Annotated in this window: 28 protein-coding genes; 9 read left to right on the forward strand and 19 right to left on the reverse strand. The window is 65.4% G+C overall.

From position 1 onward, the window contains the following. Positions 1-210 precede the first annotated feature (210 nt). On the reverse strand, positions 211-771 hold the full coding sequence (locus BR78_RS0108265) for a YqgE/AlgH family protein (RefSeq protein WP_025560116.1): 561 nt from the start codon (positions 769-771) through the stop codon (positions 211-213). Between the two features lie 96 nt (positions 772-867). Between BR78_RS0108265 and BR78_RS0108270 the strand changes: the two genes are divergently transcribed. The 4 genes from BR78_RS0108270 (at position 868) to BR78_RS21660 (ending at position 3,878) form a co-directional block, all read left to right on the forward strand. After that, positions 868-1,350, forward strand: a complete 483-nt coding sequence (locus BR78_RS0108270) for a peroxiredoxin (protein WP_025560115.1) — start codon at positions 868-870, stop codon at positions 1,348-1,350. Positions 1,351-1,423: 73 nt separating this feature from the next. Then, on the forward strand, positions 1,424-1,681 hold the full coding sequence (locus tag BR78_RS0108275) for a hypothetical protein (RefSeq protein WP_025560114.1): 258 nt from the start codon (positions 1,424-1,426) through the stop codon (positions 1,679-1,681). Positions 1,682-1,765: 84 nt separating this feature from the next. Beyond that, positions 1,766-3,202 carry an AMP nucleosidase gene (locus BR78_RS0108280; protein ID WP_025560113.1) on the forward strand — a complete coding sequence of 479 codons (1,437 nt, stop codon included), beginning with the start codon at positions 1,766-1,768 and terminating at the stop codon, positions 3,200-3,202. Positions 3,203-3,737: 535 nt separating this feature from the next. Then, entirely contained in the window at positions 3,738-3,878 is a 141-nt protein-coding gene (locus BR78_RS21660; protein ID WP_156022273.1) for a hypothetical protein, read from the forward strand. A 6-nt stretch (positions 3,879-3,884) separates the two neighbouring features. On the opposite strand, the gene BR78_RS0108290 is transcribed toward BR78_RS21660, so the two are convergent. Genes BR78_RS0108290 through BR78_RS0108305 form a run of 4 tightly spaced genes read right to left on the reverse strand, consistent with a single transcriptional unit; the run spans position 3,885 to position 7,713 of the window. Then, positions 3,885-4,622 carry an SIMPL domain-containing protein gene (locus tag BR78_RS0108290; protein WP_025560112.1) on the reverse strand — a complete coding sequence of 246 codons (738 nt, stop codon included), beginning with the start codon at positions 4,620-4,622 and terminating at the stop codon, positions 3,885-3,887. A gap of 23 nt (positions 4,623-4,645) precedes the next feature. Further along, the gene (locus tag BR78_RS0108295) at positions 4,646-6,469 is read right to left on the reverse strand and encodes a M2 family metallopeptidase (RefSeq protein ID WP_029725086.1); all 1,824 of its coding nucleotides are present in this window, start codon (positions 6,467-6,469) and stop codon (positions 4,646-4,648) included. A 58-nt stretch (positions 6,470-6,527) separates the two neighbouring features. Next, positions 6,528-7,289 carry an alpha/beta fold hydrolase gene (locus tag BR78_RS0108300; RefSeq protein WP_025560110.1) on the reverse strand — a complete coding sequence of 254 codons (762 nt, stop codon included), beginning with the start codon at positions 7,287-7,289 and terminating at the stop codon, positions 6,528-6,530. Further along, positions 7,270-7,713 (reverse strand): GFA family protein, encoded by a 444-nt coding sequence (locus BR78_RS0108305; RefSeq protein ID WP_025560109.1) that lies wholly within the window; start codon positions 7,711-7,713, stop codon positions 7,270-7,272. The genes BR78_RS0108300 and BR78_RS0108305 overlap by 20 nt, the downstream gene beginning before the upstream one ends. An 86-nt stretch (positions 7,714-7,799) precedes the next feature. On the opposite strand from BR78_RS0108305, the gene BR78_RS0108310 reads away from it, so the two are divergent. Genes BR78_RS0108310 through BR78_RS0108320 form a run of 3 tightly spaced genes read left to right on the forward strand, consistent with a single transcriptional unit; the run spans position 7,800 to position 10,996 of the window. After that, positions 7,800-8,258, forward strand: a complete 459-nt coding sequence (locus BR78_RS0108310) for a MarR family winged helix-turn-helix transcriptional regulator (protein ID WP_025560108.1) — start codon at positions 7,800-7,802, stop codon at positions 8,256-8,258. Next, positions 8,251-9,360, forward strand: coding sequence for an HlyD family secretion protein (locus BR78_RS0108315; protein WP_025560107.1), 1,110 nt, complete (start codon positions 8,251-8,253; stop codon positions 9,358-9,360). Before BR78_RS0108310 ends, BR78_RS0108315 begins: the two co-directional genes overlap by 8 nt. A 52-nt stretch (positions 9,361-9,412) precedes the next feature. Beyond that, on the forward strand, positions 9,413-10,996 hold the full coding sequence (locus BR78_RS0108320) for a DHA2 family efflux MFS transporter permease subunit (RefSeq protein ID WP_025560106.1): 1,584 nt from the start codon (positions 9,413-9,415) through the stop codon (positions 10,994-10,996). A 122-nt stretch (positions 10,997-11,118) separates the two neighbouring features. Here the strand turns inward: BR78_RS0108320 and BR78_RS0108325 are convergent, their stop codons facing one another. The 3 genes from BR78_RS0108325 to soxR all read right to left on the reverse strand — a co-directional run bounded on the left by BR78_RS0108325 (position 11,119) and on the right by soxR (position 15,163). Further along, positions 11,119-12,147: an aspartate-semialdehyde dehydrogenase gene (locus BR78_RS0108325; RefSeq protein WP_025560105.1), complete on the reverse strand. Its 1,029-nt coding sequence runs from the start codon at positions 12,145-12,147 to the stop codon at positions 11,119-11,121. A 250-nt stretch (positions 12,148-12,397) separates the two neighbouring features. Then, complete coding sequence (locus BR78_RS0108330; RefSeq protein WP_231478210.1) at positions 12,398-14,578, reverse strand: S9 family peptidase; 2,181 nt, start codon at positions 14,576-14,578, stop codon at positions 12,398-12,400. A gap of 132 nt (positions 14,579-14,710) precedes the next feature. Beyond that, on the reverse strand, positions 14,711-15,163 hold the full coding sequence (gene soxR, locus BR78_RS0108335; RefSeq protein ID WP_231478211.1) for a redox-sensitive transcriptional activator SoxR: 453 nt from the start codon (positions 15,161-15,163) through the stop codon (positions 14,711-14,713). 106 nt (positions 15,164-15,269) lie between these two features. Here soxR and BR78_RS0108340 point away from each other — a divergent pair, with 106 nt between their 5' ends. Next, positions 15,270-15,647, forward strand: coding sequence for a VOC family protein (locus BR78_RS0108340; RefSeq protein ID WP_025560101.1), 378 nt, complete (start codon positions 15,270-15,272; stop codon positions 15,645-15,647). 99 nt (positions 15,648-15,746) lie between these two features. Here the strand turns inward: BR78_RS0108340 and rplS are convergent, their stop codons facing one another. The 4 genes from rplS to BR78_RS0108360 form a co-directional block, all read right to left on the reverse strand. After that, positions 15,747-16,139, reverse strand: coding sequence for a 50S ribosomal protein L19 (rplS, locus tag BR78_RS0108345; protein ID WP_025560100.1), 393 nt, complete (start codon positions 16,137-16,139; stop codon positions 15,747-15,749). A 10-nt stretch (positions 16,140-16,149) separates the two neighbouring features. Beyond that, positions 16,150-16,872 (reverse strand): tRNA (guanosine(37)-N1)-methyltransferase TrmD, encoded by a 723-nt coding sequence (gene trmD / locus BR78_RS0108350; RefSeq protein ID WP_025560099.1) that lies wholly within the window; start codon positions 16,870-16,872, stop codon positions 16,150-16,152. A gap of 39 nt (positions 16,873-16,911) precedes the next feature. Continuing rightward, on the reverse strand, positions 16,912-17,313 hold the full coding sequence (locus BR78_RS0108355) for an SRPBCC family protein (protein ID WP_025560098.1): 402 nt from the start codon (positions 17,311-17,313) through the stop codon (positions 16,912-16,914). Positions 17,314-17,386: 73 nt separating this feature from the next. Then, positions 17,387-17,704, reverse strand: coding sequence for a hypothetical protein (locus tag BR78_RS0108360; protein WP_025560097.1), 318 nt, complete (start codon positions 17,702-17,704; stop codon positions 17,387-17,389). 93 nt (positions 17,705-17,797) lie between these two features. Between BR78_RS0108360 and BR78_RS0108365 the strand changes: the two genes are divergently transcribed. Beyond that, on the forward strand, positions 17,798-18,703 hold the full coding sequence (locus tag BR78_RS0108365; RefSeq protein ID WP_025560096.1) for an NAD(P)/FAD-dependent oxidoreductase: 906 nt from the start codon (positions 17,798-17,800) through the stop codon (positions 18,701-18,703). On the opposite strand, the gene BR78_RS21965 is transcribed toward BR78_RS0108365, so the two are convergent. From BR78_RS21965 to ffh, 7 genes are read right to left on the reverse strand one after another with little or no spacing between them, the layout of a single operon-like run. Further along, positions 18,704-19,531, reverse strand: coding sequence for a TIGR04222 domain-containing membrane protein (locus tag BR78_RS21965; RefSeq protein WP_025560095.1), 828 nt, complete (start codon positions 19,529-19,531; stop codon positions 18,704-18,706). It abuts the gene before it with no gap. Positions 19,532-19,536: 5 nt separating this feature from the next. Further along, positions 19,537-20,112 carry a glycine-rich domain-containing protein gene (locus BR78_RS0108375; protein WP_025560094.1) on the reverse strand — a complete coding sequence of 192 codons (576 nt, stop codon included), beginning with the start codon at positions 20,110-20,112 and terminating at the stop codon, positions 19,537-19,539. A gap of 41 nt (positions 20,113-20,153) precedes the next feature. Then, the gene (locus BR78_RS0108380; RefSeq protein WP_025560093.1) at positions 20,154-20,876 is read right to left on the reverse strand and encodes a metallophosphoesterase family protein; all 723 of its coding nucleotides are present in this window, start codon (positions 20,874-20,876) and stop codon (positions 20,154-20,156) included. Then, positions 20,873-21,349: a ribosome maturation factor RimM gene (gene rimM, locus BR78_RS0108385; protein ID WP_025560092.1), complete on the reverse strand. Its 477-nt coding sequence runs from the start codon at positions 21,347-21,349 to the stop codon at positions 20,873-20,875. Before rimM ends, BR78_RS0108380 begins: the two co-directional genes overlap by 4 nt. Before the next feature lie 30 nt (positions 21,350-21,379). Beyond that, entirely contained in the window at positions 21,380-21,529 is a 150-nt protein-coding gene (locus tag BR78_RS21670) for a hypothetical protein (RefSeq protein ID WP_156022274.1), read from the reverse strand. A gap of 57 nt (positions 21,530-21,586) precedes the next feature. After that, on the reverse strand, positions 21,587-22,183 hold the full coding sequence (gene rpsP, locus BR78_RS0108390; RefSeq protein ID WP_025560091.1) for a 30S ribosomal protein S16: 597 nt from the start codon (positions 22,181-22,183) through the stop codon (positions 21,587-21,589). Positions 22,184-22,213: 30 nt separating this feature from the next. Continuing rightward, on the reverse strand, positions 22,214-23,701 hold the full coding sequence (ffh, locus tag BR78_RS0108395; RefSeq protein WP_025560090.1) for a signal recognition particle protein: 1,488 nt from the start codon (positions 23,699-23,701) through the stop codon (positions 22,214-22,216). Between the last annotated feature and the right edge of the window lie 168 nt (positions 23,702-23,869).

Consider the following 23,869-nt stretch of genomic DNA (forward strand, 5'->3'; position numbering starts at 1 on the left):
TACACCACGGGCATCTGTTATGTTCACTTTATGTTCCCGGCCCGCACTCGAGCATCGTCCGTCGCGCCACGGACAAGGGCACCCCGCGCTTGTTGGAAATTTACTTACGCCGACGCGCAACGGAATTTCACGATTCGCGGGAAAAGTGCGAAGTTAAGCGCCGCAAATCCTACAAAGCGGCGCTTGATCGACATCGCCGACGCACGCGACTCACGCCGTCCCGGTGCTGTTCGCCAGCAGCCGCGGATCGATGCCCGCGATCTCGAAGCCCTTCACCCAGCGCCGCCCGGCATCCACATCGTAGAGCAGCTTCGTGTCGCCGCTGGTGCTGAACCAGCCGTGGCGAGTCATCTCCTCGTCGAGTTGCCCCTCGCCCCAGCCGGCATAGCCGAGCGCCACCAGCCAGCGGCTCGGCCCCTTGCCCTCGGCGATCGCCTTGAGCACGTCGATCGTGCCGGAAAGCGCCCAGCGCCCGCCAACATCGATCGTGTCCTGCCCGTCCCAATCGGTCGAGTGGAGTACGAAGCCCCGCCGCGGCTCTACCGGCCCGCCGAAGTGCACCGGCGCGTCGGGAACCTCGCCGGGATCGATTTCGAACTGCTTGAGCAATTCATGGAGTCCCAGCCCCTCGATCGTCTCGCCAATGCCGATGCCGAGCGCGCCTTCATCGTCGTGCGCGCACATCGCGATCACCGCGCGTTCGAAGCGCGGATCGCCGATCCCCGGCATCGCGAGGAGGAACTGGCCGGTGAGATAGGGCGTCGAATCCATGCCTCGACAACTTATCGCTTCGGTTTCGGGTCCGTCACGCTTGAAAATGTCATCGACCGCGCCGATTGGAGCATTGACCTCAAAAAGGAGAGTGAAATGACCATCCAGGTTGGCGACCGCATCCCCAGCACCCAGCTCGTCAAGGTGACCGAAGCGGGGCCCGAGCAGATCGGCTCGGACGAATATTTCGCCGGCCGCAAGGTCGCGCTCTTCTCGGTGCCCGGCGCCTTCACGCCCACCTGCTCGGCCAAGCACCTTCCCGGCTTCGTCGAGAAGGCCGACGAGATCAAGGCGAAGGGTGTCGACGAGATCGCCTGCACCGCGGTCAACGACGCGTTCGTGATGGGCGCCTGGGCGAAGGCCAGCGGCGTCGACGGCAAGGTGACGATGCTCGCCGACGGCAACGGCACCTTCGCCAAGGCCGTGGACCTCGAGATGGACGGCAGCGGCTTCGGCCTCGGCACGCGCGGCAAGCGCTATTCGATGCTGGTCAATGACGGCGTCGTCGAGCAGCTCCATGTCGAGGCGCCCGGCGCGTTCGAAGTCAGTTCGGCCGATTATCTGCTCGGCCAGCTGTAACGCCGCACCCGTAACGGAACTGCCGTGCCGCTGCGGGAGTTGATCCAGGGTACTTCTGTGAAAGGGAAGCGTCATGGCCAACAGCAACAGCAATAGCACGAGCGGTTCCGCCGGCGAGAGCGCGAGCCAGAACCAGAGCCAGGGTTCCGAAAAGTCCTTCCTCGCTTCGGCGCAGGAAACCGTTGCCGGGGCAGTCGATGCGACGGTGCAGGCAGTGAAGGATCACCCGGTCGCCGCAGCCGCGGTAGCCGCGGGTGCCGCCGCGGCGGTGGGCGGCGCCGTCTATGCCGCCACGCAGCTGGGCGGCGAAAAGGAACCCGCGAAGAAATGATCCGATCGGCTCCCGCTCAGGGCGGGAGCCGACGATATGTCCGGCAGTCTTGCCAGAGTCATCTTCGCGCATTAGCGATCGAAGATGACTCAAGCATCAGACATCGTCGCCGAGCTGGACCGCCTCTATCGCGCCTCGGTCGAACGCCTCCAGGCTGCCCTCACGCGCTATCTCGAAGACGGCACGCCGCCGGCCCCGACGAGCCGCACCGACGGCTCCTTCGCCTATCCCGAGATCCGGCTCACCTATCGCGGCGGCAATGATCGCCCGGCCCCGCCACGATCGTTCGGCCGGCTGGTCGATCCCGGCGAATATCGCATCAGCGTCACCAAGCCGGCGATGTTCTCCGACTATCTGATCGAGCAGCTCACTTTCCTGATCGAGGATTACGACGTCGAGGTCGATGCGACGACCGGGCGTCAGGAGATCCCCTTCGCCTATGTGCTCGATCCCGGCCACGCGCTGAGCCTCGACGAAGTCTCGGCGACCGAGCTCGCCCGTCACTTCCCCGCGACCGATCTCGCGCATATCGGTGACGAGATCGCCGACGGCCTGTGGGTGTCACCCGACGGGATCCGCCCGCTGGCCTTGTTCGACGGGCTGCGCACCGATTTCAGCCTCGCTCGCCTGCGCCACTACACCGGCACGCCGACCGAGCATGTCCAGCAGTACATCCTGTTCACCAACTATCACCGCTATGTCGACGAGTTCGTCCGCTGGGCCTGCTCGCAGCTCGGCGAGGGCAGCCGCTTCACCGGCGTCTCCGGCGCGGGCGGGATCGTGGTGGAAAGCGCCGAGGAGGCCGATCGCCTGATCTCGGACAGCGCTTGGCGTCGCCACCAGATGCCGGCCTATCACCTGATGGCGCCGGGCCGGACCGGCATCACGCTGGTCAATATCGGCGTCGGCCCGTCCAACGCCAAGACGATCGCCGATCACCTCGCGGTGCTCCGTCCCGAGGCATGGCTGATGATCGGCCATTGCGGTGGTCTGCGCCCCAGCCAGCGCATCGGCGACTATGTCCTCGCCCACGCTTATCTGCGCGACGATCACATCATGGACGACGTGCTGCCCCCGGAAATCCCGATACCCGCGATCGCCGAGGTCCAATTGGCACTTGCTCGTGCCGCCGAAACCGTTTCGGGCCAGTCGGGCGACGAACTCAAGCAGCGCCTGCGCACCGGCACGATCGTCACCACCGACGATCGAAACTGGGAGCTCCGTTATTCGGCGACTGCCCTGCGCTTCTCGCTCAGCCGCGCAGTCGGTGTCGACATGGAATCGGCCACGCTCGCCGCGCAGGGCTATCGCTTCCGGGTGCCCTACGGCACCTTGCTCTGCGTATCGGACAAGCCCCTCCACGGCGAGCTCAAGCTCCCCGGCCAGGCCAACCGCTTCTACGAACGCGCGATCAACGAGCATCTTCGCATCGGTATCGAGACCGTCGAGGAGCTCCGCCGCGAGGGCGCCAAGCTCCACTCCCGGAAACTCCGCGCATTCAACGAACCGCCGTTCCGCTAGGGCAGATCGACATTCAGGATTTTGAAGCGATTTCTCCAGAATCCCGCCGTCACCCCGGCCTTGAGCCGGGGTCCACTCAGCCTCGCCGGCAGTGCTCAAGGCTCTTGCGCAGCCCTTGCCTCCCGGTGGAACCCGGCACTTCGGCCGGGGTGACGGTTGCGGGTAGGGCCAACCGCATTCCCCAGCGGTAAATGTCGATCCGTCCTAGGCGGAGGAATCACATCCTTCTTCGTCACCCCGGCCTCGAGCCGGGGTCCCGCTGCGTTCGCGCCGAGGATAATTTAAATTTATCAAAAGCTTGCTTAGGATATCGGCCTAGGCTTGCAATGTAGGATTTCAGGTGCTTGCATCGAGCGGCGGCCTCGCGGCCCGCCGCTCTTTGACTCGTCGATCCGAAGACAGGCGCGGAGCCACGCGCGCGATCACGAATATGCGTTTTCGCCTAACCTTTACTAACCTTCCGCACCTGCGAACGCGGCGGCGGCGAGTGGATAGGACGCTTCGGCAGAGCGTTGAACTCCGAAAGGAGCACGCGATGACCGACCCTGAGAACCAGCCGCCGCTCGAAACGCCGGAAACCCCGCACGCGCATCAGCCCGACGGCACCGACAGTTCTGCCGAATTCGCTGCGGGGATCGCGGACGAGAACACGATCCCCGACGAATTGCCCGAATGAGTCGTCTCAGCGGCTGAGCTGGAATTCCACCACTAAGCTGGCGTTGACGGTGACCTGGTCGGCGGCGCCATCCTTTTTCGGCGCCACGATCGTCACCAGTTCGCCGATCAGCGCGAGCGCGCCGGCGGTCGGGTCCTGCTTCTCGCTGACCCTGGTGATCGCGCTGCGCTTGAGCCCCAGCGTCGCGGCATAGGCGTCCGCCTCGCCCTGCGCCTTCTTGATCGCCGCGGCCTTGGCCGCCCGCGTCGGCGCGACATAGTCGGCGAGCAGCGGCAGCACGTCCTCGTCGAGCTTGCCGCCATTCGCCTCGATCGGCGCCTTGGCGCTCTCGATCGCGGCGCGCGTCGGCGCGTCGAAGTGCAGCGTCTCGGTGGCGGTGGCTTGCGGCGTCTCCTTGCTGTCCTCGTCGAGAGTCTCGAGGCTGAAGCTCGGTTTCGACTTCATGCCGGCGAAGGACGAGATCAGGCCCATCAGCGAGTTGGTCGTGCCGATCTCGCCCTGGCCCTCGCGAATATTGAGCGCTGCGAGTGCCTGCATCACCTTCGCACGATTGGCCGCGAGCGTCGCGCCTGCTGCTGTCTCGTCCTTGCCCTTGGCAGTGAGCGTCACCGACATGCGATAGCGTTGCGCAGGCACGCTAACCTGCCCGGTCGTGACGATCTCCACCGAAACGGGTCCCGCCGTCTGCGCCTCGGCCGCCAGCGGCGATGCCGCCAGCCCGAGCGCCATCATGTACTTGATCATCTTGTTTCCCCTTTTTGAAGCGCTCACCAGCCCTGCGGCTGGCCCTTGTTTTGCTGATCGAGCCACTTCTTGAGCGGCGCGAAATATTCCATCATCGGCTTGCCCGATATTTCACGGGTGCCGGTGAAGGCCTGCAGCGCGTCGGGCCAGGGCTTTGACGCCCCCATCTCGAGCATCCTGTTGAGCCGCGCGCCGACTTCCTTGTTCCCGTAGAACGAGCAGCGATGCAGCGGCCCCTTCCAGCCCGCCTGGTCGCACGCCGCCTTGAAGAACTGGAACTGGAGCAGTCGCGCGAGGAAGTAGCGCGTGTAGGGCACGCTGCCGGCGACGTGATATTTCGCCCCCGCGTCGAAGCGCGTCTCGTCGCGGGCGACAGGCGGCTTGAGCCCCTGATATTGCAGGCGCAGCCTGTCCCAACCGGCCTGATAGCCGTCGGGCTTGATCTCGCCCGAAAAGATCTGCCAGCGATATTTGTCGACCAGCAGCCCGAACGGCAGGAACGCGACCTTGTCCATCGCCTGGCGGAGCAGCAGTCCGGTATCCTTGTCGGCACCCGGCACTGCGCTCTTGTCGAGCAGGCCGATCTGCACGAGATATTCGGGCGTGATCGAAAGCGCGACGAAATCGCCGATCGCCTCGTGGAAGCCGTCATTCGCGCCGTTGCGATAGAGCTGGGGCAGCGCTTTGTACGCGCGCTGATAATAATTGTGGCCGAGCTCGTGATGGATCGTGACGAAATCGTCCGAATTGACCTTGATGCACATCTTGATGCGCAGATCGTCCTTCTCGTCCACATCCCAGGCCGAGGCATGGCACAGCACTTCGCGATCGGCGGGCTTGAGGAACAGCGAACGCTGCCAGAAGCTCTCGGGAAGCGGCGTGAAGCCGAGCGAGGAATAGAAGCCCTCGCCGGTCTGGACCATCTTCTTCCAGTCGTAACTCTTGGCCTTGAGCAGCTCGCCGACGTCATAGCCGACATCGCCGGCGCCCGCGGGCGCGACCACGTCGTAGATATTGCCCCATTCCTGCGCCCACATATTGCCGAGCAGATCGGCGCGGATCGGGCCGGTCTTCGACTGGACCGCGTCGCCATATTTCTCGTTGAGCTTGCGGCGGACATAGGTGTGAAGCGCCACGTAGAGCGGCTTGACGTCGGTCCAGAGCTTGTCGGTGAGCTTGGCGAACTCTTCCGGCGGCATGTCATAGGCAGAACGCCACATCGTGCCGGTGTCGGGGAAACCGAGCTCGGTAGCACCCTGATTGGCGATGCCGGTCATTTTGGCATAATCGCCGCGCATCGGCGCGCCGACATTGTCATTCCAGCTGACCCACATCTCCTTGAGCTCGTCCGGATTGCGGCTCTCGCCCATCGCCGCCTCGATGTCGCTGCCGTTGATCGGCTTGCCGTTCAGCGTGCCCTTGCCCTTGGCGTACATCGAACCGAGCTTCGTCGAGATGTCGGACAGCTGCTGCGCCGCGCCCGGCGTGGTAGGCGCGGGAAGCGTGATCGCGCTGCGCAACATCGTGAGCTGGCGCTTCTGCTCGGCGCTGAGCCCCGACGCGTTCTGATACTTGGCCGCTTCGAGGGCATAACGTACCGCCATCTCGGTGCCGCGCGCGCCATATTCGGCGGCGAGCGCGTCGGTGTCGTCGGTGATGTAGGTCGCGTTGACCCATGAGACGCGCGACGCGATGAGGTTGAACTCGGTATATTCCTTCTGGACGCGATCGATGAACGCCTGCGCGTCTGCAGCAGTTGGAGCGGGTGTCGCCGGCGCGGTCTGCGAGACCGCGGGAGCGGCCAGGAACGAGACGAGCGCGAGCATCGAGATGCCGGTACGGATCATGTGAGAGGCCCCTGAGGATCTTAGGATGGCGCGACAGTCGCGCGCCGCCCCGCGGTCGTCAAGCGGCGAGGAACTCCACGATCGCATCGCCCAGCTCGGACCGAGTCACCGCGCTCATGTGATTGCCCGGAATCTCGACGAAGCGCCCTTGCGGCAGCAGATCCGCCACCTGCTGCGCCGAACCGTTGTCGAAATCCTCGGCGCCGGTGACCACCAGGGTCGGAAGGTCGATCGCCGTGATTTCCTCCTTCGAGGTATCGACGAAGGTCTGGAGGATCAGCAGCAGCGCCTCCGGATCGCCCTTGGTGGTCTTGAGGAACGCCTCGGTCATCCATTCCGAGCTGCCGCGCTCAAAGGTGCCGAGATTGGTGAGCACCCGCCTGAAATAGGTGCCCCGCCCATGCGTGTCGGTCAGCCCGTCCAGTCCCATGCCGCACAGCACCGCCCGCCGCGGCTTCGCGCCGTGGACCAGCATCCGCAAAGTCGTGCGCCCGCCCAGCGAATAGCCGCCGAGATCATAGTCGCTCAGCCCGAGATGCTCGATCAGCGCGAAGCCGTCGCGCATCAATACGTCGGGCGGATAGGCGGCGGGATCGTGCGGCCGGTCACTGAAGCCATGTCCGCGCAGATCGGGCATGATTACCCGGAAGCCGCGCGCAGCGAGCTTCTCGGCATGGCCGTATTTGATCCAGTTGACATGCGCGGTGGAGAAATAGCCGTGGATCAGCACCACCGGCCGCCCCTCACCCATTTCGGTCCAGGCGAGCTCGACTCCGTCGAAGCTCTGGAAGCGGTGCGTCTCAGTCGGGAAGTTTGCCAACGGTTCTCATCCAGCGTTGCACGAGGCTCGGGTTCTGGTCGGTCCGTGAGGCGGGCAAGTGGCTGGTGTCAAGCCAGGCGCGGTGCCAGCTCTCGCAACCCGAATGCTCGGTGGGCGTGAACCCCCAGGGATCGTCGAAGCTGCCCACGGTGAGATCCATCCGGTCGTGATCATGCGCCTCATAAGTGAGCGGCGTTCCGCAGGCGGCGCAGAATCCCCGCCGCGCGATCGGTGACGAATCGTAGCGATCGGGCTCTGTCTCCCAATGCACGTCGCTCTTGAACAGGTTCTTGAACGCGATCGACACCCCGCCGGTCGCGCGCTGGCACATCCGGCAATGGCAGAGATATGCCTCGTCGTCGTGCACCGTCGCGCGATAGCGCACCCGGCCGCACTGGCATCCGCCGGTCATTTCACCCGCCATGAATTGTCCTCCGTGCAATTGCTGCGTCGCACAACGCAACCCAGTCCTCGATTGCAATTGATAAGCGTACTTACTATAACTGTGCTATGCCCGAGAATATTGGTTTTCTCATGAGCGACGTCTCGCGCCTGATGCGCCGCCGCTTCGACGAGCGCGCACGAAAGAGCGGCGCGACCGGACCGCAATGGCGGACGCTCAAGATCCTCGAACGGCATGAGGGACTAAACCAGGGACAGCTCGCCGAGTTGCTCGAAGTCGAACCGATCACCTGCTGCCGGATGATCGACCGGCTCGAAGAGGCGGGGCTGGTCGAGCGCCGCCGCGATCCCGCCGACCGCCGCGCATGGCGCATCTACCTGACCGAAAAGGCCCGCCCGGTGCTCGCCGAACTCCACGAGATCGCCGGCGCGATGATCGAAACGGCGCTTCGAGGGTTGGGTGCTGCTGAACGCGACGCGCTGATCGCCTCGCTCAACGTCATCCGATCCAACATGACCCAGACCGCCGAAACCAAACCCGAGACCAAAGAGGCCGCCAATGGCTGACGCCGATCCCAAGATCGAAAAGACGCCCGCAGAGGCGATCGTCATCGAACCCGCCGCAAAAGCGGAGCCAGCGCAGGAAACCGGCGAACCCAGCACGAAACGCAGCTGGCTGCGTCCGCTGCTGCTGTTCGGCGTGCCGGTGATCATCCTCGCAATCGTCGGTTTTTTCTGGCTGACCTCGGGTCGCTTCGCCTCGACCGACAACGCCTATGTCCAGCAGGACAAGGTCTCGGTCTCCGCCGAAGTTGCCGGGCGCATCGTCAAGGTCGCGGTCCGCGAGAATCAGCGCGTCAAGAAGGGGGATCTGCTCTTCGAGATCGATCCCGCTCCCTATCGCATCGCAGTGGCGCAGGCCGATGCGGCGATCGCCAACGCCCAGGTCGAGCTGCAGACGCTGCAGACCAGCTATGTCGGCACCGGCGCCGACATCCAGGCGGCGCGCGACACGATCCAGGCGGCGCAGGAAGACTATGCCCGCCAGTCCGAACTGATGAAGCGCGGTTTCACGACACGTGCGCGCCTCGAACAGTCGCAGCATTCGCTCGAGCAGGCACGCGCCACGCTCCAGCGCGCCAACGCCGACGCCGCCGAGGCGCGCTCGAAGCTCGCCACCGGCGCGGCGGTGCCCGGTGAGAACCCGGCGATCGCCGCCGCGCGCGTCCAGCGCGAGCAGGCATTGCTCAACCTCAGCCGCACGAAGGTCTACGCCCCTGCCGACGGGATCGTCAGCCAGGCCGATCGCCTGCAGGTGGGCCAGCAGATGATGACCGGCTTGCCCGCGGTCACCATCGTCACCAGCGATCTTTCGTGGGTCGAGGCGAATTTCAAGGAAACCGATCTCAACAAGATGCGCGTCGGCCAGTGCGCCGAAGTGCGCTTCGACGCTTATCCGGGGCTGAAGCTGAAGGGCCATGTCTGGTCGATCGGTGCGGGCACGGGCTCCGAATTCTCGGTGCTGCCGGCGCAGAACGCCAACGGCAATTGGGTGAAGGTCACCCAGCGCGTGCCGGTTCGCATCGCGATCGACGAGAAGAGCCCGCGCGCGCTGATCGCCGGCCTGTCGTCGGACGTCGAGGTCGATCTGCGGAACCAGTGCAAGTGACCAAACGTCGTCCCGGCTATCGCCGGGACGACGTGTAAAAGAGACGAAATCCATGGCCACTGCCCGCCCAACCCAGCCCGCCGCTGTCCCCGCGCCGCAGCCCGGCCTGGCTGCGCTCCCCGTCACCAATCGCGGGCTGCTGACCTTCGGCGTCATGCTGGCGACGATCATGCAGATCCTCGACACGACGATCGCCAACGTCGCCCTCCCCCATATGCAGACTTCGCTGGGCGCGACCGCCGACACCGTCACCTGGGTGCTGACCAGCTACATCGTCGCCTCGGCGATCGCGATCCCGATCACCGGCTGGCTTTCGGACCGGATCGGCTCGCGCAATCTGTTCCTGATCTCCACCATGGGTTTCATCATCGCCTCGGCCCTGTGCGGCACGGCGCAGAGCCTCGAGGAGATGGTGGCCTTCCGCCTGCTCCAGGGCGTGACCGCCGCCTTCATGAACCCGCTGAGCCAGACGGTGATGCTCGACATCAATCCGCCCGAGCGCCAGGCCAAGGCCATGTCGATCTGGGGCATGGGGATCATGGTCGGCCCGATCATGGGGCCGGTGATCGGCGGCTGGCTGACCGACAATTTCAACTGGCGCTGGGTGTTCTACGTCAACCTGCCGCTGGGCGTGATCTGCGTCGCGATCCTGTGGTGGCTGCTTCCCTCGCGGCCGGTGCGCAAGCGCCAGTTCGACATTTTCGGCTTCTCGATGCTCTCTCTCGGCATCGCCGGACTCCAGCTGATGCTCGACCGCGGCCAGACCGAGGACTGGTTCCAGTCAACCGAAGTCTGGGTCGAGATGCTCGTCGCGGTGATCGCGTTCTGGATGTTCACCGTGCACATGTTCACGGCGAAGCATCCGATGTTCGACCGCGATCTGTGGAAGAACCGCAACCTCGTCACTGCCGTGCTGTTCATGCTGGTGATCGGGGTGGTGATGATGGCGACGATGGCGCTGCTGCCGCCGATGCTTCAGACGCTCTACGGCCACTCGGTGTTCGACACCGGCGTGCTGCTGATGCCGCGCGGCTTCGGCGTGGTGCTCACGATGGCGATCTCGGCGCAGCTCGTGCAGCGCGGCGTAGACGCCCGGTGGCTGGTCGGTATCGGCTTCGTCATCGCAGCCTATTCGCTGTGGGAAATGACGCATTGGTCGCTCGAAATGGATTCGACGCCGGTGATCATCTCGGGGTTCGTCCAGGGGCTGGGCATGGGGATGATCTTCATGCCGCTGCAGGGCATGGCTTTCGCAACGCTGCCCCCGCAATACCGCACCGAGGGATCGAGCCTGATGAACCTGACGCGCAACATCGGCGCCTCGGTCGGCATCTCGCTGGTGACGACGATGCTCTCGCGCAGCATCCAGACCAGCCACGCCGCACTGGCGCCGCATATCTCGGCGCAGGCGCTCGACGGGCTGGATCCGAGCTTCCTCCAGGCGCTAGGCGGTGTCGGCGAGACGGCGTACGCAATGGCCAATGCCGAGATCAACCGCCAGGCGATGATGATCGGTTATCTCAATGATTTCTGGGGCATGGCGATCGTCACGGCGCTGTCGATCCCGCTGGTGATCTTCCTCCGCCGCCCCAAGGGCCCGGTCGAGAAGCCGGACCCAGCGGCGGCGGGGCACTAGAAAGTCTCCGTCACCCCGGCCTCGTGCCGGGTCCACTCATCCGCGCGCGAGAAGAAAGATGCTCCGGCGTCTCACTCGGTTGCGCGGTGGACTCCGGCACAAGGTTGGGGTGACGGTTTGATTCAGGCCGCCTTCTTCAGGTGCCGCCGGCCGAGCAGCTCGGCGATCTGCACGGCGTTGAGCGCCGCGCCCTTGCGCAGATTGTCGCTCACGCACCAGAGGCTCAACCCATTGTCGACGGTCGAATCCTCGCGGACGCGGCTGACATAGGTGGCATATTCGCCGACGCATTCGATCGGCGTGACGTATCCGCCGTCCTCATGCTTGTCGACGAGCATCACGCCAGGCGCCTCGCGGAGGATGCTCTTGGCCTTGGCCGCCGAGATCTCGTCCTCGAACTCGATGTTGATCGCTTCCGAATGGCCTACGAACACGGGGACGCGCACGCAGGTCGCGGTCACCTTGATCCTGGCATCGAGGATCTTCTTGGTTTCGACCACCATCTTCCACTCTTCCTTGGTCGAGCCGTCATCGAGGAAGCTGTCGATGTGCGGGATCACGTTGAACGCGATCTGCTTGGTGAACTTCTTCGGCTCGGCCTGGTCGCCCACGAAGATGTTGCGGCTCTGCTCGAACAGCTCGTCCATCCCCGCCTTGCCCGCGCCCGAGACCGACTGATAGGTCGCGACGACGACGCGCTTGATCTTCGCGGCATCGTGGAGCGGCTTCAATGCCACCACCATCTGCGCAGTCGAGCAATTCGGGTTCGCGATGATGTTGCGCTTTGTGTAGCCGTCGATCGCCTCGGGGTTCACTTCCGGCACGATCAGCGGCACGTCCGGGTCCATCCGGTAGAGCGAGGCATTGTCGATCACCGTGCAGCCGGCGGCGGCGAAGCGCGGGGCGTGCAGCTTCGAGCCTTCCGATCCGATCGCGAACAATGCCATGTCCCAGCCCTTGGGGTCGAAATGCTCGATGTTCTGGACCTTGTACTTCTTGCCGGTCTCGCCAAAATCGATCTCGTCGCCCTGGCTGCGCGCGGAGGCGAGCACGGCGAGCTCGTCGATCGGGAATTCCCGCTCGGCGAGGATGTTCAGCATTTCACGCCCGACATTGCCGGTGGCGCCTGCGACCACGACACGGTAGCCCATTTTCGTCCTTCCATCAGGATCGTCGCACTTGCGCCGACGAACGGTTCATTGGTGATAGATGTGGCGGAATGCCAGTGCATTCCAGTTGCTTCGACGCAAAGCTCAGCTTCGCGCGCGCCTGAAGATCAGGCGCGTTTGGTAATTCGCGTGGTAGTTCGCGGTTTTCGAAGCATGGGCGCCCGATATCAGAACGAAAGCTGCGTGGCGAGGCTCTCTTTTGAAAAAATACGAAAGCCTCGCCGTACCGCGTTCAGGGCTTGGTCGCTGTGTGGCGATCGAGGAAGTTGAGGATCGTCGTCCACAGATGCTCGCTGATTCCCGGCCCGCCGACGCGGTGGGTCTGACCCGGATAGAGCATCATCTCGAACGGCACCTTCTGCTTCTGCAGCGTCGCCGCCATCGCAGTAGTGTTGTCGAGCACGACATTATCGTCGGACATGCCGTGCAGGATCAGCAGCGGATCGCTGATCTTCGCCGCATTGCCGATCGCGTCCGATGCCGCATAGGCCTCGGGCACCTTGGTCGGATCGCCCATGTACCGCTCGGTGTAGAAGGTGTCGTAAAGGCCCCACTTCGTCACCGGCGCACCTGCCACTCCCGCGGCGAACACGCCCGGCGCGCCTTCGAGCATCTTGAGCGTCATATAGCCGCCGTACGACCAGCCATAAGTCACGATCTTGGCCGGGTCGACATAATCCAGCGTCTTCAGATAGTTCGCCCCGGCGACCTGATCCTCGACCTCGACCGAGCCCATTGCGTGGAAGATCGCGTCCTCGAACGCCTTGCCGCGATTGGCGCCCCCGCGATTGTCGATCTGGAACCAGATATAGCCGCGATCGACCAGATATTGCTGAAGCGCGCCGCCCCATGCCTTGCTGACCGACTGGTTATGCGGCCCGCCATAATGCTGGAAGAATACCGGGTAGCGCTTGCCCGGCTCAAGCACCGGGGTGATCATCTCCCAGTTAAGCTCGGTGCCATCGGGGCCCTTGATGGTCCCGAACTTCCGCTCGCGATGGCTGGCGAGATAGGGGTTATAGGGATGGTCCGCGCTGGTGACGGCGTTCTCCTGCACCCACGCGATCCGCTTGCCTGCGGCATCGGCGAGATAGACCTGCGACGGCTGATTGGTGTTCGAACGCGTGATGATCGCGCGCGTCGCCGCACCGTCCATCACTGCCTTGTTCCACCAGCCCGCCTCGGTCAGCCGCGCCACTGCACCCGGCTTTTTGATGTCGACCGAATAGAGGTGCCGCTCGAGCACGCCGTCCTTGTTGCCGAGGAAGAAGATGCGGCCACTGGTCTCGTCGATCCCGGCGAGCTCGGAAGCGACTTCCCAATCGCCCTTGGTCAGCTGGGTCCATTTGCCCGCCTTCCAGCGATAGAGATGGCCGTGGCCGTCGCGCTCGGACCACCAGATCAGGCTGCCGTCGTCAAGCGCGTGGAACGCATCGGACAGGTTGACCCAGCTCTTCGGCCCCGACTTCTCGCTGAACAGCAGCGTCGACTTGCCGGTCGCGGGATCGACCTTGAGCATGTCGAGCTCGGTCTGATCGCGGTTCATCCGCTGGACGTAGAGCGCGCTCGCATCGGGCGCCCAGTCGACCCGGGTGAGATAGATGTCGGTCTCCTTGCCGAGATCGACCTTGACCTTGTTCGTTCCCGCCGGGTCCATCACGTAGAGATCGACCAGCACGTTGGGCGTGCCCGCCTTGGGATAGCGCTGGTCGAAGGTGCTGGTGCCCGAAGCGCCGATCGCAGTGCGGGTGACCACGCCTACCGGCGCTTCATCGAAGCGCTCGACCGCGATGTAGCGGTCGCCCGGCGACCACCAATAGCCGGTGAAGCGGTTCATTTCCTCCTGCGCGACGAACTCTGCCTCGCCCCAATGGACCGTACCGGTGCCGTCCTGCGTGATCTTCGCCGGGGTACCACCCGCCAGCTTGCCGACCACGAGGTTCTGGTCGTTCACATAGCTGACATAGCCGCCCGCGGGACTGATCACCGGGTTGAGCTTCGAGCCCTTTTCCTGCGTCAACCGGGTGATCTTGCCGTCGAGCGTGGCGAGATAGAGTTCGCCGTCCAGCGGCACGAGGATCGCCTTGCCGTCGGGCGCCCAATCGTAGCCCAGGATGCCGGTCTTGCCCACGATCGTGCGATCGCGTTCGCGCTGCATCTTCTCGGCTTCGGAAAGCTCGGCGCCCGTCCCCACCTTCTTCGAATCGACCAGCATCCGCCACTCGCGCGAGGCGGTGTCCATCGCCCACAGGTCGTAGCGCTCCTTCTCGTCGGCGCGGTTGCGGAGCAGCGTCAGGTATTTGCCGTCCGCCGACAGCTTGGGCTGGAGCGGCGCGCTGCCGGCGAGATCGGGGCTGGCGAAGACGCGCTCGAGGGTGAGATCCTTGCCCCGCGCGGCCGCTTCACTGGTCATCAACGGTGCTCCCAGCGCGACAAAGGCCAATCCCAGCAACCATTCATGCATTCCCGACTCTCCGGAGTTCGCGCACCGCGAGCGCGGGCGAATGCGTCTTATTGCGGCGCCCGGCCTTTGGGTAAAGGCTTGCTAGTCCTGCAGATTGAGCGCGACCTTGCGAGAGACGAGGATGAAGCGCGGCCCTGCGCCGTTCTTCGCGGCGCGATCGTCGGGATTGTAGAGCGCGCATTTGCGGAGGCTCAGGCAGCCGCAGCCGATGCAGCCGTCGAGATCGTCGAGCGTACGCTGGAGCTGTGCCACGCGCGTTTCGATCACCTGGCGGAAGCCGCGGCTGATCCGCTTCCAGTCGGCGGCGCTCGGCGCGTGGCCCTCGGGCAGCTTGGCCAGTTCGGCGGCGATCTGCGGCAAAGTGAATCCCAGTTGCTGCGCGATCAGCGCGAACGAGACGCGGCGGATGTCGGCGCGCAGGAAGCGCCGCTGGTTGCCGCTCGTGCGGATCGGATGAACCAGCCCCTTGGCCTCGTAGAAGCGCACGGCCGACACAGTCAGCCCCGTCCGCGCCGCCAGCTCACCAATCGTCAAAAGCTCGTTTCCGCGCCCCACAACACTCTCCGATTTGCACTTGACCTCAACTTAGGTTGAGGTTGTAGCTGCTTGCGGCATGGCTTCCAAACAGGAAAGGGACCCCATGCCGCAGCCTTATATCGAACACGTCAACCTCACCGTCAGCGATCCCGAGCGCATGGCGGAACTGCTCAACCGCCTGTTCGACTGGCACGTCCGTTGGCAGGGCGCCGCGCGCGACAATGGCCGTGTCATCCATGTCGGCGACGAGCGCACCTATCTCGCGGTCTATACGCCGCCCGGTGGCCCGCAGGCCGATGATTTCGAAAAGGGCCGCCCGCTCAACCATGTCGGCATCCTCGTCGACGATCTCGATGATATCGAGCGCCGCGTAATCGACGCTGGGCTCGTCCCCTTCGCACACGCCGATTACGACCCCGGCCGCCGCTTCTACTTTCTCGATTACGACGGCACCGAGTTCGAGATCGTCAGCTACGCGTGACACATCCTCCCCCGCCAAGGGGAGGATGGTCGGTACCGAACGCGAAAAGGGCGCGGTGACCATCGCCACCGCGCCCTCTTCATTGCCCTGCTCGAAAGCTTATTCGGCTGCGGCGACCTCGTCGGTCGGGCGCACGTCGCGGCGCTCGGCGATACGTGCCGACTTGCCGGTGCGGCCGCGCAGATAATAGAGCTTGGCGCGACGGACGATGCCCTTGCGGACCACCTCGATCGAATCGATGTTCGGCGAATAAAGCGGGAAGACGCGCTCGACGCCCTCGCCGAACGAAATCTTGCGGACGGTGAAGCTCGAACCCATGCCGCGGTTGGCACGGGCGATGCACACGCCTTCATAGTTCTGCACGCGGGTGCGCTCGCCTTCGACGACCTTCACACCGACGCGAAGGGTGTCGCCCGGGCGGAATTCCGGAATCTTCTTGGTCTCGTTGAACTTGGCGATCTGCTCGGCTTCGAGCGTCTGGATGACGTTCATTTTCTTCGTCCTATTTACGTCGCCGCGCGCCAGAGGGAGGATGGACCCGAGCGCCCTCATGGCGCTCCCAAAGGTCCGGCCTCCTTAGCCGTGTATCGGTCTCGGCCTGTGCTCTTCGCCAGGCTTCGATCCTCGCATGATCCCCCGATCGCAGCACTTCGGGGATCGTGCGCCCTTCCCAGATAGCAGGTCGGGTATATTGTGGATATTCGAGCAGCCCCGTTTCGAAGCTCTCGTCCATGCCGCTGGAAGGCGCGCCCATTACTCCGGGAAGCAGCCGAATGCAAGCGTCGAGCAGCGTCAGCGCCGCCATCTCGCCGCCTGAGAGGATATAGTCGCCGATCGAGACCTGTTCGATGTCGCGGGCCTCGAACAGCCGCTCGTCTATCCCCTCGAAACGCCCGCACAGGATCGTCACGCCCTCGCCCTCCGCCAGCGCCCGCACGCGCTCCTGGGTGAGCGGCGCACCGCGCGGCGTCATCGCGAGCACCGGACGCCCGGGCGCAACGCTGTCCAACGCGCTCGCCAGCACATCGGCGCGCATCACCATCCCCGCCCCGCCGCCGGCCGGCGTATCGTCGACCGACCGGTGCCTGTCGGTCGCGAAGTCGCGGATCTGCACCGCCTCGAGGCTCCAGAGTCCCTCGCGCAGCGCCCGCCCGGCGAGCGACACGCCCAGCGGCCCGGGGAACATCTCGGGGTAGAGCGTGAGGATGGTGGCGGCGAACGGCATGCGATCCCATGGCCCGCACCGCTCCGACTTGGCAAGTGCTCAGGCCTGACCCTCGAAATGCGCCTTCATGATCGCCAGTCCCTGCGCCATCATCGGCGAGACCGTCGCAGCGAGCGCATCGGGCAGCAGATCGGCGGTCCAGTGCACGCGCGCGCCACCTTCCGCTTCCGCCACCGTCAGCACGCCATTGTGATGCTCGAACTGCATGACGGTCCAGACCAGGCGGCGGCGATCATCGTCGACCGATACGATCGCCTCGTCCACGACATGGCCGTTGGCGAAGGTGACGCGACGGACCGGCGCGCCCTCCCCCTCCAGCATCTCGGTGGCGGTGACGAAGCCGGGCACGAGCAGATCGTGCAGCCGATCGACCGCGCGGGCGGCCCGCCATATCGCTTCGGGCGCCGCAGCGATGAAGATATCGTGATGGATGGATGCCATGGAGCCTCTCCTTGTCGGCGTTCGCGCAAGATTAGCGTCGCCTAGGCCGTCCGCTGGCAGCATTCGGACGTAGTCACCGGCGCCCCCAAAGAGACTGCGCACCAAAGGCCGCAACCCAACTGAGAAAGAAACCGATCACGGCAGCCGCCGCGAGATATGTCGCCGCCATCATCGTCATTCCGCAGGCATCGACCCCGCAATCCTCCGGAGAGGACGTCGCCGCATTGACGAACAGGGCAATGCACAAGGCGATAGTGATGCCCGGCAAGATGGCCGCGCCGATCAGGCTGGCCCGCAATCGACTCCAAACCGGCCGGCGCCAGCGCACCGCGAAGCTTAGTCCGATCGCGGAGATCGAGCAGACTAACACCGCCGATAGAAGCGCTGACATGCGGCCAGTTCCCCAAGCAGAATTCCGGGACATCAGGATACCGACGATTCCGGGGAAAAGGAACTCATTGCATCGCGGGACGCTTAGGGCGCGATGGACGATTGCATCATCATCGGCGCAGGCCCCGCTGGCCTCACCGCCGCAATCTATCTCGCGCGCTTCCACCTCAGGATTCGACTGTTCGATTGCGGCACCAGCCGGGCGGCGCTGATCGCGTGCACGCACAATCATGCCGGCTATCCCGAGGGCATTTCGGGCAAGGATCTGCTCGCGCGCATGCTCGCTCAGGCGGAGAGATACGGCGCGGTCCGCGAACTCGCCGAAGTCACCGGACTGCGCGCCGCCGAGACCGGCTTCGTCGCGCGGGTCGGCGAGCGCGACTATCCGGCACGCGCGATCCTGCTCGCCACCGGCGTGGTCAATCACCGGCCGGAAATGAGCGAGACGCTCCACGCAGAGGCGCTGGCACGCGGGCTGCTCCGCTATTGCCCGATCTGCGACGGCTATGAAGTCACCGACAGACGCGTCGGGGTGATCGGCACCGGCGACAGAGGCACGAACGAGGCGATCTTCCTGCGCGGCTACACCGCCGACATGACGCTGATCGCGCCCGAGGCGGAGCACGATCTGCCGGACGAGCTCGCGGCCGAACTGGACGAAGCCGGCGTGAAGCGGATCGACGGCCCCTGCGGCAACTATGCGATCGAAGGCGATCGATTGGCCTTCGACACCGCGCAGGGGCGCCTCGCCTTCGACAGCGTCTATCCGGCTTTGGGCTCGCGTATCCGATCAGGCCTTGCGATCCAGGCGGGTGCGCGGGCAGCCGAGGACGGGTGTCTCGAAGTCGACGATCACCAGCGCACTTCGGTGCCCGGGCTGTTCGCTGCCGGCGACGTCACCAAGGGGCTCGACCAGATCAGCCACGCGATGGGCGAGGCCGGGGTCGCTGCTACGACGATCCGCAACATGCTCGCCGAGCAGCGCCCCCTGCGGCGTTGATCAGCCGCCGCAACCGCCGCAGCCACCACCGCCGCAGCCTCCGCCGCCGCAGCCGCTTCCACCGTCGCCGCCACCGCCCGAGCCGCCGTCACCGCTCGCCGCGCGCATCCGGTGAAAGTCGCCCCAGGCCGAGCCGGCCAGCACCGCAGTGCCGAACAGCGCCACTGCAAGGCCCGTCTCGCCTTCCGCCGGGGCGCGGCGGAGCCGTTCCGATCGCTCGCGCGCCTCCTCGATCACTTCCTTTCCGGCGCGCGTTCGTCGGTCGAGCACGGCGAAGCGGAGCAGCGCGAACACCACCGTGATCACCAGCAGCGCGATGAGGAAGCCGACCGGCTTCCCGCGCGCCTCGCCGATCTGGACCTTGGTCCAGCCGAAGGCGAACAGCAGGAGATAGGGCGTGGTCTGCCAGAAACGCAGCTGGAGCGCGGTCCAGCCGTCCATCAGCAGCCCGTCCGTCACCAGCCGCTCGCGGATCGGATCGGCATGGCGCCCGATCGCGCCCGCCACCGCCTCCCAACTGGCCGGCTGCGGCAATGCGAGCACGCTGCGTTCGGCGGCCGTGGCACCGCCGAGTTCGCCGGCGAGGAATTTCTTTTCGTCCATCACCAGCTGCCTGGTCGCGAGCAGCCGGGTCGTCACTGCCTCGGCGAACCGCGAGGTGCCGCCGGCGAGGAAGGCGAGATGATCGATATCGGGGTTGCGCGGCGCCCTGCCCTCGGGCCGGAGCCAGCGCGGAATGGCGATCCCCACGACGATAGTGAAGACCAGCAGCGCGCCGTAGAGCAATAGAAACGGCCCGCCGGTGAGATCGAAGGGTCCGAGTGGCATAAAGTCTAGCTCCTCAGCAAGAGAACCCCCAAAGCCAGTACCGTCAGCACTGCCGCAAGCAGCAGTACCGTCCGGATCGCCTTTCGGGGTACGATGATCGCGTCGCGCGGGTGCACGCGGCGCGCTTTGTGGTCCTCGTTCAGCCGCCGCGCCGCGTCGGGCCACAGATCCGCGGGCGGGGAGCCGAAGACGCGCTCGTAACTGCGCAGCGTCTCGGCATATTGCGTGAAATAGCGATGCTGCTCGTCCGCGCCGCCGGCGGTCGGGCCATGATGCAGCGGCCGCCCGAGCACGGGGCAGAAGCGCTCCCAATAGTCGCGGCTATAGGTGAGGTGCAGGTGCCACGCCTGATCGACCTGATCCGAAGGCGTCACCGGATGATCGACCGTGGCCGCGAGGAAGCAGAAGCGCTTATACTCCTCGATCACGCGCTCGGCCTCGGCGAGGCGCCAGCCATTTTCGCGCGCCAGCCGCTCGGCAAAGCTCAGCGCCGCCTCTTCCGGACCAATGGTGTAATGGGAGAGCGCGGACCAGATGGGGTGGTCCAGGGCTTCAGCGGTAAGACCAGGGGCCTTTCGCATTCGAATATCCATTATCATGATGGATATTCATCCGCAAGCATTCAAACCCTTCCGGTGGCGAGCGCCCGCGCCCAATCCTCGCGCCCCTCGCGCGCCGCCTTCGCCGCGGCGGAAGCGTGATCATAGGTCACCGCGTGGAACGCGATCCGCTCGCTCTCGACGATGGCATAGCGCGCTTTGGAGTCACCGTTTTCGACGATGTGAGGAAAGGGATGATCGTCGTCGAACGCCTGCAGTCCGACACTGCCCGGGTTCGCCACGCGCCGCCCGTCGCCGAGCAGCCGCTCGCCGGGAAGATGCGAATGGCCGCACAAAGTGAGCCGTTCGGGCCGAGCGCCCAGCCGCGCCACGACTTCGGCATCGGTGGCGGGACGAATCCCCTCGGGCTCGATCGTCTCGAGGAAAGTCTCGATGTCGTTTGCCGGCGTCCCATGGCACAGGAACAGGCTATCCAGCGCCAGCGTCGCCGGGAGTGCCGCCATCCAGCCCAGTTGCGTCTCAGACAGCAGCGGCCGAGTGAAAGCGTCGGTGGCGTTCAGCCGATCCGGGGCGAGCGTCAGGACCTGCCGCTCATGGTTGCCCGCAATCGTCGGCCAGTCGCGCGCCATGAGGAAATCGGCAGTTTCGGCCGGCCAGAGCGGCCCCGACAAGATATCGCCCAGATTGAGAAAACGCGCGCAGCCCCGCGCTTCCGCATCGGCAACGACCGCCTCCAGGGCGAGCAGATTTCCGTGGATGTCGGAGAGAACCGCGATGCGGCTCATTCGGCGAACCCGGCGTGGATCACCAGCCGCTCGGAATCCCATTCGGGAACCGCGTCGGGCTGCATCGGCACCATGAAGCGCTTGCCGTCGGGTCGCTCGATCTCCAGCACGTCGCCCGCGCCATAATTGTCGATCGCGACGACCATGCCCAGCGCATCCCCGGCATCGGAGACCGCGGGAAGCCCGAGCAGATCGACATGATAATATTCGCCATCCGCGAGCGGTGGCAGCGCCGAGCGGGGGACGGTCAGCTGGGTGCCGCGCAGCGCCTCGGCGGCGTTGCGGTCAGCCACTTCGGCGAAGCGCGCGATCGCGCCGTTCGAGCCGGTGCGCACGCTCTTGAGCGTCAGCGCGCCGCTGTTGAACACCTTGTAGCTGGCGAGATCGTCGGCGAAGACCTTCAGGCGGACCTCGCCGGCGATGCCGTGCGCGCCGATGATCACGGCGAGCGTGACGGGGCGGTCGGCACTCATGCCGCCCTCCCCGTCAGTGCGCCGCGGGCATCACCCCTCAGGGGAGCCCGGCTGCTCCGGCGGCGTATCGTCGCCGCCTTCCGCTGGCGCATCGGCGGACGCGCCTGCGGGGTTGGTCCGGGTGCTGCCGGGGTTCTCACGATCCTCGGTATCCGGACCGGTTTCGGGTTTGCTGGCCATCCTGCGCTCCACGGGGCATGGTTTGCCCGGACAAACGCACGATGGCCGGCAAGTGCCTCAGCCTTCCGACTTTTCTTCGGCGGCTTCGGCCGGAGCCTCGGCAGCGGCTTCCTCAACCGGGGCTTCCTCGGCGGTCGCTTCGGCAGCAGGCGCCTCTTCGGCGACCGGAGCGGCTTCCTCAGCGGCCGGAGCCTCCTCAGCAACGGCTTCCTCAACGGCCGGAGCAGCTTCCTCAGTCACGGCCTCGGCGGGAGCTTCTTCAGCAACCGGCTCGGGAGCGGGCGCTGCGGCTGCCTCGGCAGCGGCTTCCTCGGCCGCCTTGGCCTTCTCGGCACGCTCCTCGGCGCGCTCGACGGCCTTCTCGCCCGGCTTGCCCTTGTTCGGATTGTTCTTGGCGGCGCGCTCCTTGACGCCGATCGCGTCGAGGAAGCGGGCGACGCGGTCGGTCGGCTGCGCGCCGACGCTCAGCCAATGCTTGGCGCGGTCACCGTCGAGCTTGATGCGCTCGGGCGAATCCTTGGCGAGCAGCGGGTTGTAGGTGCCGATCTTCTCGATGAACTTGCCGTCGCGCGGGCTGCGCGCGTCGGCGATCACGATCCGGTAATAGGGGCGCTTCTTCGAACCGCCGCGCGAAAGACGCATAGAGAGAGCCATTATTATTCCTTCTTACAATCTTGAGTTAAATTACTTCTTTTTCAGGAAATTTTCAAAACCGGGCGGGAGATTGGCGCCGCCGGGAAGCCCCGGGAGACTGCCGCCCATCTTGCCCATCATCTCGCCCATTTCGGGCCCGCCGAGCGCGTTGCCGACACCGCCCATCCCGCCGCCGGGACCGCCCTTGCCGAGCATGCCCAGCATACCTTTCAGGCCGCCCATCTTCTTCAGCCGCTTCATCGCCGTCTGCATCTCCTGATGCATCTTCAGGAGTTTGTTGACGTCCTGGACGGTGGTGCCGCTGCCCTTGGCGACGCGGATCTTGCGCTTTGCGTTGAGCAGTTCGGGCTTGGCACGCTCCTTGAGCGTCATCGATCCGATCATTGCGTCCATGCGGAGCAGGATCTTCTCGTCGACCGCGCCCGATGCCATCGCCGCCTGCGCCTTCTTCATGCCGGGGATCATCCCGGCAAGCGCGCCCAGCCCGCCCATCCGGCGCATCTGCGCCAGCTGGCTGCGCAGGTCGTTCATGTCGAACTGGCCCTTGGCGAGCCGCCCCGCCATCCGCTCGGCGTCTTCCTGCTGGATCGACTCGGCGGCGCGCTCGACCAGCGACACCACGTCGCCCATGCCGAGGATACGGCCCGCGACCCGCTTGGGATGGAAGGGCTCGATCGCGTCGAGCTTCTCGCCCATGCCCGCGAACTTGATCGGCTTGCCGGTGACCGCGCGCATCGAAAGCGCCGCGCCGCCGCGGGCGTCGCCGTCCATGCGCGTGAGGATCACGCCGGTGAGCGGCACCTGCTCGGAGAAGCTCTTGGCGACGTTGACTGCGTCCTGGCCGGTGAGGCTGTCGACGACGAGCAGGATCTCGGCCGGGTTGGCGATGTCCGCCACCGCCTTCATCTCGTCCATCAGCGCCTGATCGACGTGGAGGCGGCCCGCGGTATCGAGCATCAGCACGTCGAAGCCCTGCAGCTTCGCCGAGCTCAGCGCCCGCTTCGCGATCTCTACCGGTGTCTGGCCCGCGACGATCGGCAGCGTCGCCACTTCGGTCTGCGTGCCGAGTACCGCGAGCTGTTCCTGTGCGGCCGGGCGATTGACGTCGAGCGACGCCATCATCACCTTCTTGCCCTGCGTCCTGCTCAGCAGCTTCGCCAGCTTGGCGGTCGTGGTGGTCTTGCCCGAGCCCTGAAGGCCGACGAGCATGATGACGGCCGGCGGAGTGACGCCGATCTCGAGCTCGGCGGTGTCGCTGCCGAGCATGTCGACCAGCGCGTCGTGGACGATCTTGACGACCTGCTGCCCCGGCGTGACCGAACGCAGCACGTTCTGGCCGACCGCCTGCTCGGTCACCTTCTCGACGAAGTCGCGCGCCACGGGAAGCGCGACATCGGCCTCCAGCAGCGCGATCCGCACTTCGCGCATCGCGGTGCGGACGTCGGCTTCGCCCAGCGCACCACGCCCGCGCAGACGCTCGAAGACGCCGCCTAGCCGATCGCTCAGACTGTCGAACATGGGACCAAGATCACTCCAAAATCACGACCGGCCCGCCAAACGCAAAACACGCCGGCGGACGAAACCTCGTCGGCCGGCGTCACCCCTTGGGGCGCACAATGTTCGCGTTCCACGGGAACGGTCGGAGGCGCACATAGCGGCGTATCCCGGATTGCGCAACCTTTTGGA

Origin of the sequence: Sphingomonas sp. UNC305MFCol5.2 (assembly GCF_000712135.1) — a bacterium.
GTDB lineage: Bacteria > Pseudomonadota > Alphaproteobacteria > Sphingomonadales > Sphingomonadaceae > Sphingomonas.

What these genes read in the sequence shown, in the direction of transcription:
- BR78_RS0108265 (WP_025560116.1), bottom strand. Translation starts at nt 771, where the DNA reads ATGGATTCGACGCCCTATCTCACCGGCCAGTTCCTCCTCGCGATGCCG.
- BR78_RS0108270 (WP_025560115.1), top strand. Translation starts at nt 868, where the DNA reads ATGACCATCCAGGTTGGCGACCGCATCCCCAGCACCCAGCTCGTCAAG.
- BR78_RS0108275 (WP_025560114.1), top strand. Translation starts at nt 1,424, where the DNA reads ATGGCCAACAGCAACAGCAATAGCACGAGCGGTTCCGCCGGCGAGAGC.
- BR78_RS0108280 (WP_025560113.1), top strand. Translation starts at nt 1,766, where the DNA reads ATGACTCAAGCATCAGACATCGTCGCCGAGCTGGACCGCCTCTATCGC.
- BR78_RS21660 (WP_156022273.1), top strand. Translation starts at nt 3,738, where the DNA reads ATGACCGACCCTGAGAACCAGCCGCCGCTCGAAACGCCGGAAACCCCG.
- BR78_RS0108290 (WP_025560112.1), bottom strand. Translation starts at nt 4,622, where the DNA reads ATGATCAAGTACATGATGGCGCTCGGGCTGGCGGCATCGCCGCTGGCG.
- BR78_RS0108295 (WP_029725086.1), bottom strand. Translation starts at nt 6,469, where the DNA reads ATGATCCGTACCGGCATCTCGATGCTCGCGCTCGTCTCGTTCCTGGCC.
- BR78_RS0108305 (WP_025560109.1), bottom strand. Translation starts at nt 7,713, where the DNA reads ATGGCGGGTGAAATGACCGGCGGATGCCAGTGCGGCCGGGTGCGCTAT.
- BR78_RS0108310 (WP_025560108.1), top strand. Translation starts at nt 7,800, where the DNA reads ATGCCCGAGAATATTGGTTTTCTCATGAGCGACGTCTCGCGCCTGATG.
- BR78_RS0108315 (WP_025560107.1), top strand. Translation starts at nt 8,251, where the DNA reads ATGGCTGACGCCGATCCCAAGATCGAAAAGACGCCCGCAGAGGCGATC.
- BR78_RS0108320 (WP_025560106.1), top strand. Translation starts at nt 9,413, where the DNA reads ATGGCCACTGCCCGCCCAACCCAGCCCGCCGCTGTCCCCGCGCCGCAG.
- BR78_RS0108325 (WP_025560105.1), bottom strand. Translation starts at nt 12,147, where the DNA reads ATGGGCTACCGTGTCGTGGTCGCAGGCGCCACCGGCAATGTCGGGCGT.
- BR78_RS0108330 (WP_231478210.1), bottom strand. Translation starts at nt 14,578, where the DNA reads ATGACCAGTGAAGCGGCCGCGCGGGGCAAGGATCTCACCCTCGAGCGC.
- BR78_RS0108340 (WP_025560101.1), top strand. Translation starts at nt 15,270, where the DNA reads ATGCCGCAGCCTTATATCGAACACGTCAACCTCACCGTCAGCGATCCC.
- rplS (WP_025560100.1), bottom strand. Translation starts at nt 16,139, where the DNA reads ATGAACGTCATCCAGACGCTCGAAGCCGAGCAGATCGCCAAGTTCAAC.
- trmD (WP_025560099.1), bottom strand. Translation starts at nt 16,872, where the DNA reads ATGCCGTTCGCCGCCACCATCCTCACGCTCTACCCCGAGATGTTCCCC.
- BR78_RS0108355 (WP_025560098.1), bottom strand. Translation starts at nt 17,313, where the DNA reads ATGGCATCCATCCATCACGATATCTTCATCGCTGCGGCGCCCGAAGCG.
- BR78_RS0108360 (WP_025560097.1), bottom strand. Translation starts at nt 17,704, where the DNA reads ATGTCAGCGCTTCTATCGGCGGTGTTAGTCTGCTCGATCTCCGCGATC.
- BR78_RS0108365 (WP_025560096.1), top strand. Translation starts at nt 17,798, where the DNA reads ATGGACGATTGCATCATCATCGGCGCAGGCCCCGCTGGCCTCACCGCC.
- BR78_RS21965 (WP_025560095.1), bottom strand. Translation starts at nt 19,531, where the DNA reads ATGCCACTCGGACCCTTCGATCTCACCGGCGGGCCGTTTCTATTGCTC.
- BR78_RS0108375 (WP_025560094.1), bottom strand. Translation starts at nt 20,112, where the DNA reads ATGCGAAAGGCCCCTGGTCTTACCGCTGAAGCCCTGGACCACCCCATC.
- BR78_RS0108380 (WP_025560093.1), bottom strand. Translation starts at nt 20,876, where the DNA reads ATGAGCCGCATCGCGGTTCTCTCCGACATCCACGGAAATCTGCTCGCC.
- rimM (WP_025560092.1), bottom strand. Translation starts at nt 21,349, where the DNA reads ATGAGTGCCGACCGCCCCGTCACGCTCGCCGTGATCATCGGCGCGCAC.
- BR78_RS21670 (WP_156022274.1), bottom strand. Translation starts at nt 21,529, where the DNA reads ATGGCCAGCAAACCCGAAACCGGTCCGGATACCGAGGATCGTGAGAAC.
- rpsP (WP_025560091.1), bottom strand. Translation starts at nt 22,183, where the DNA reads ATGGCTCTCTCTATGCGTCTTTCGCGCGGCGGTTCGAAGAAGCGCCCC.
- ffh (WP_025560090.1), bottom strand. Translation starts at nt 23,701, where the DNA reads ATGTTCGACAGTCTGAGCGATCGGCTAGGCGGCGTCTTCGAGCGTCTG.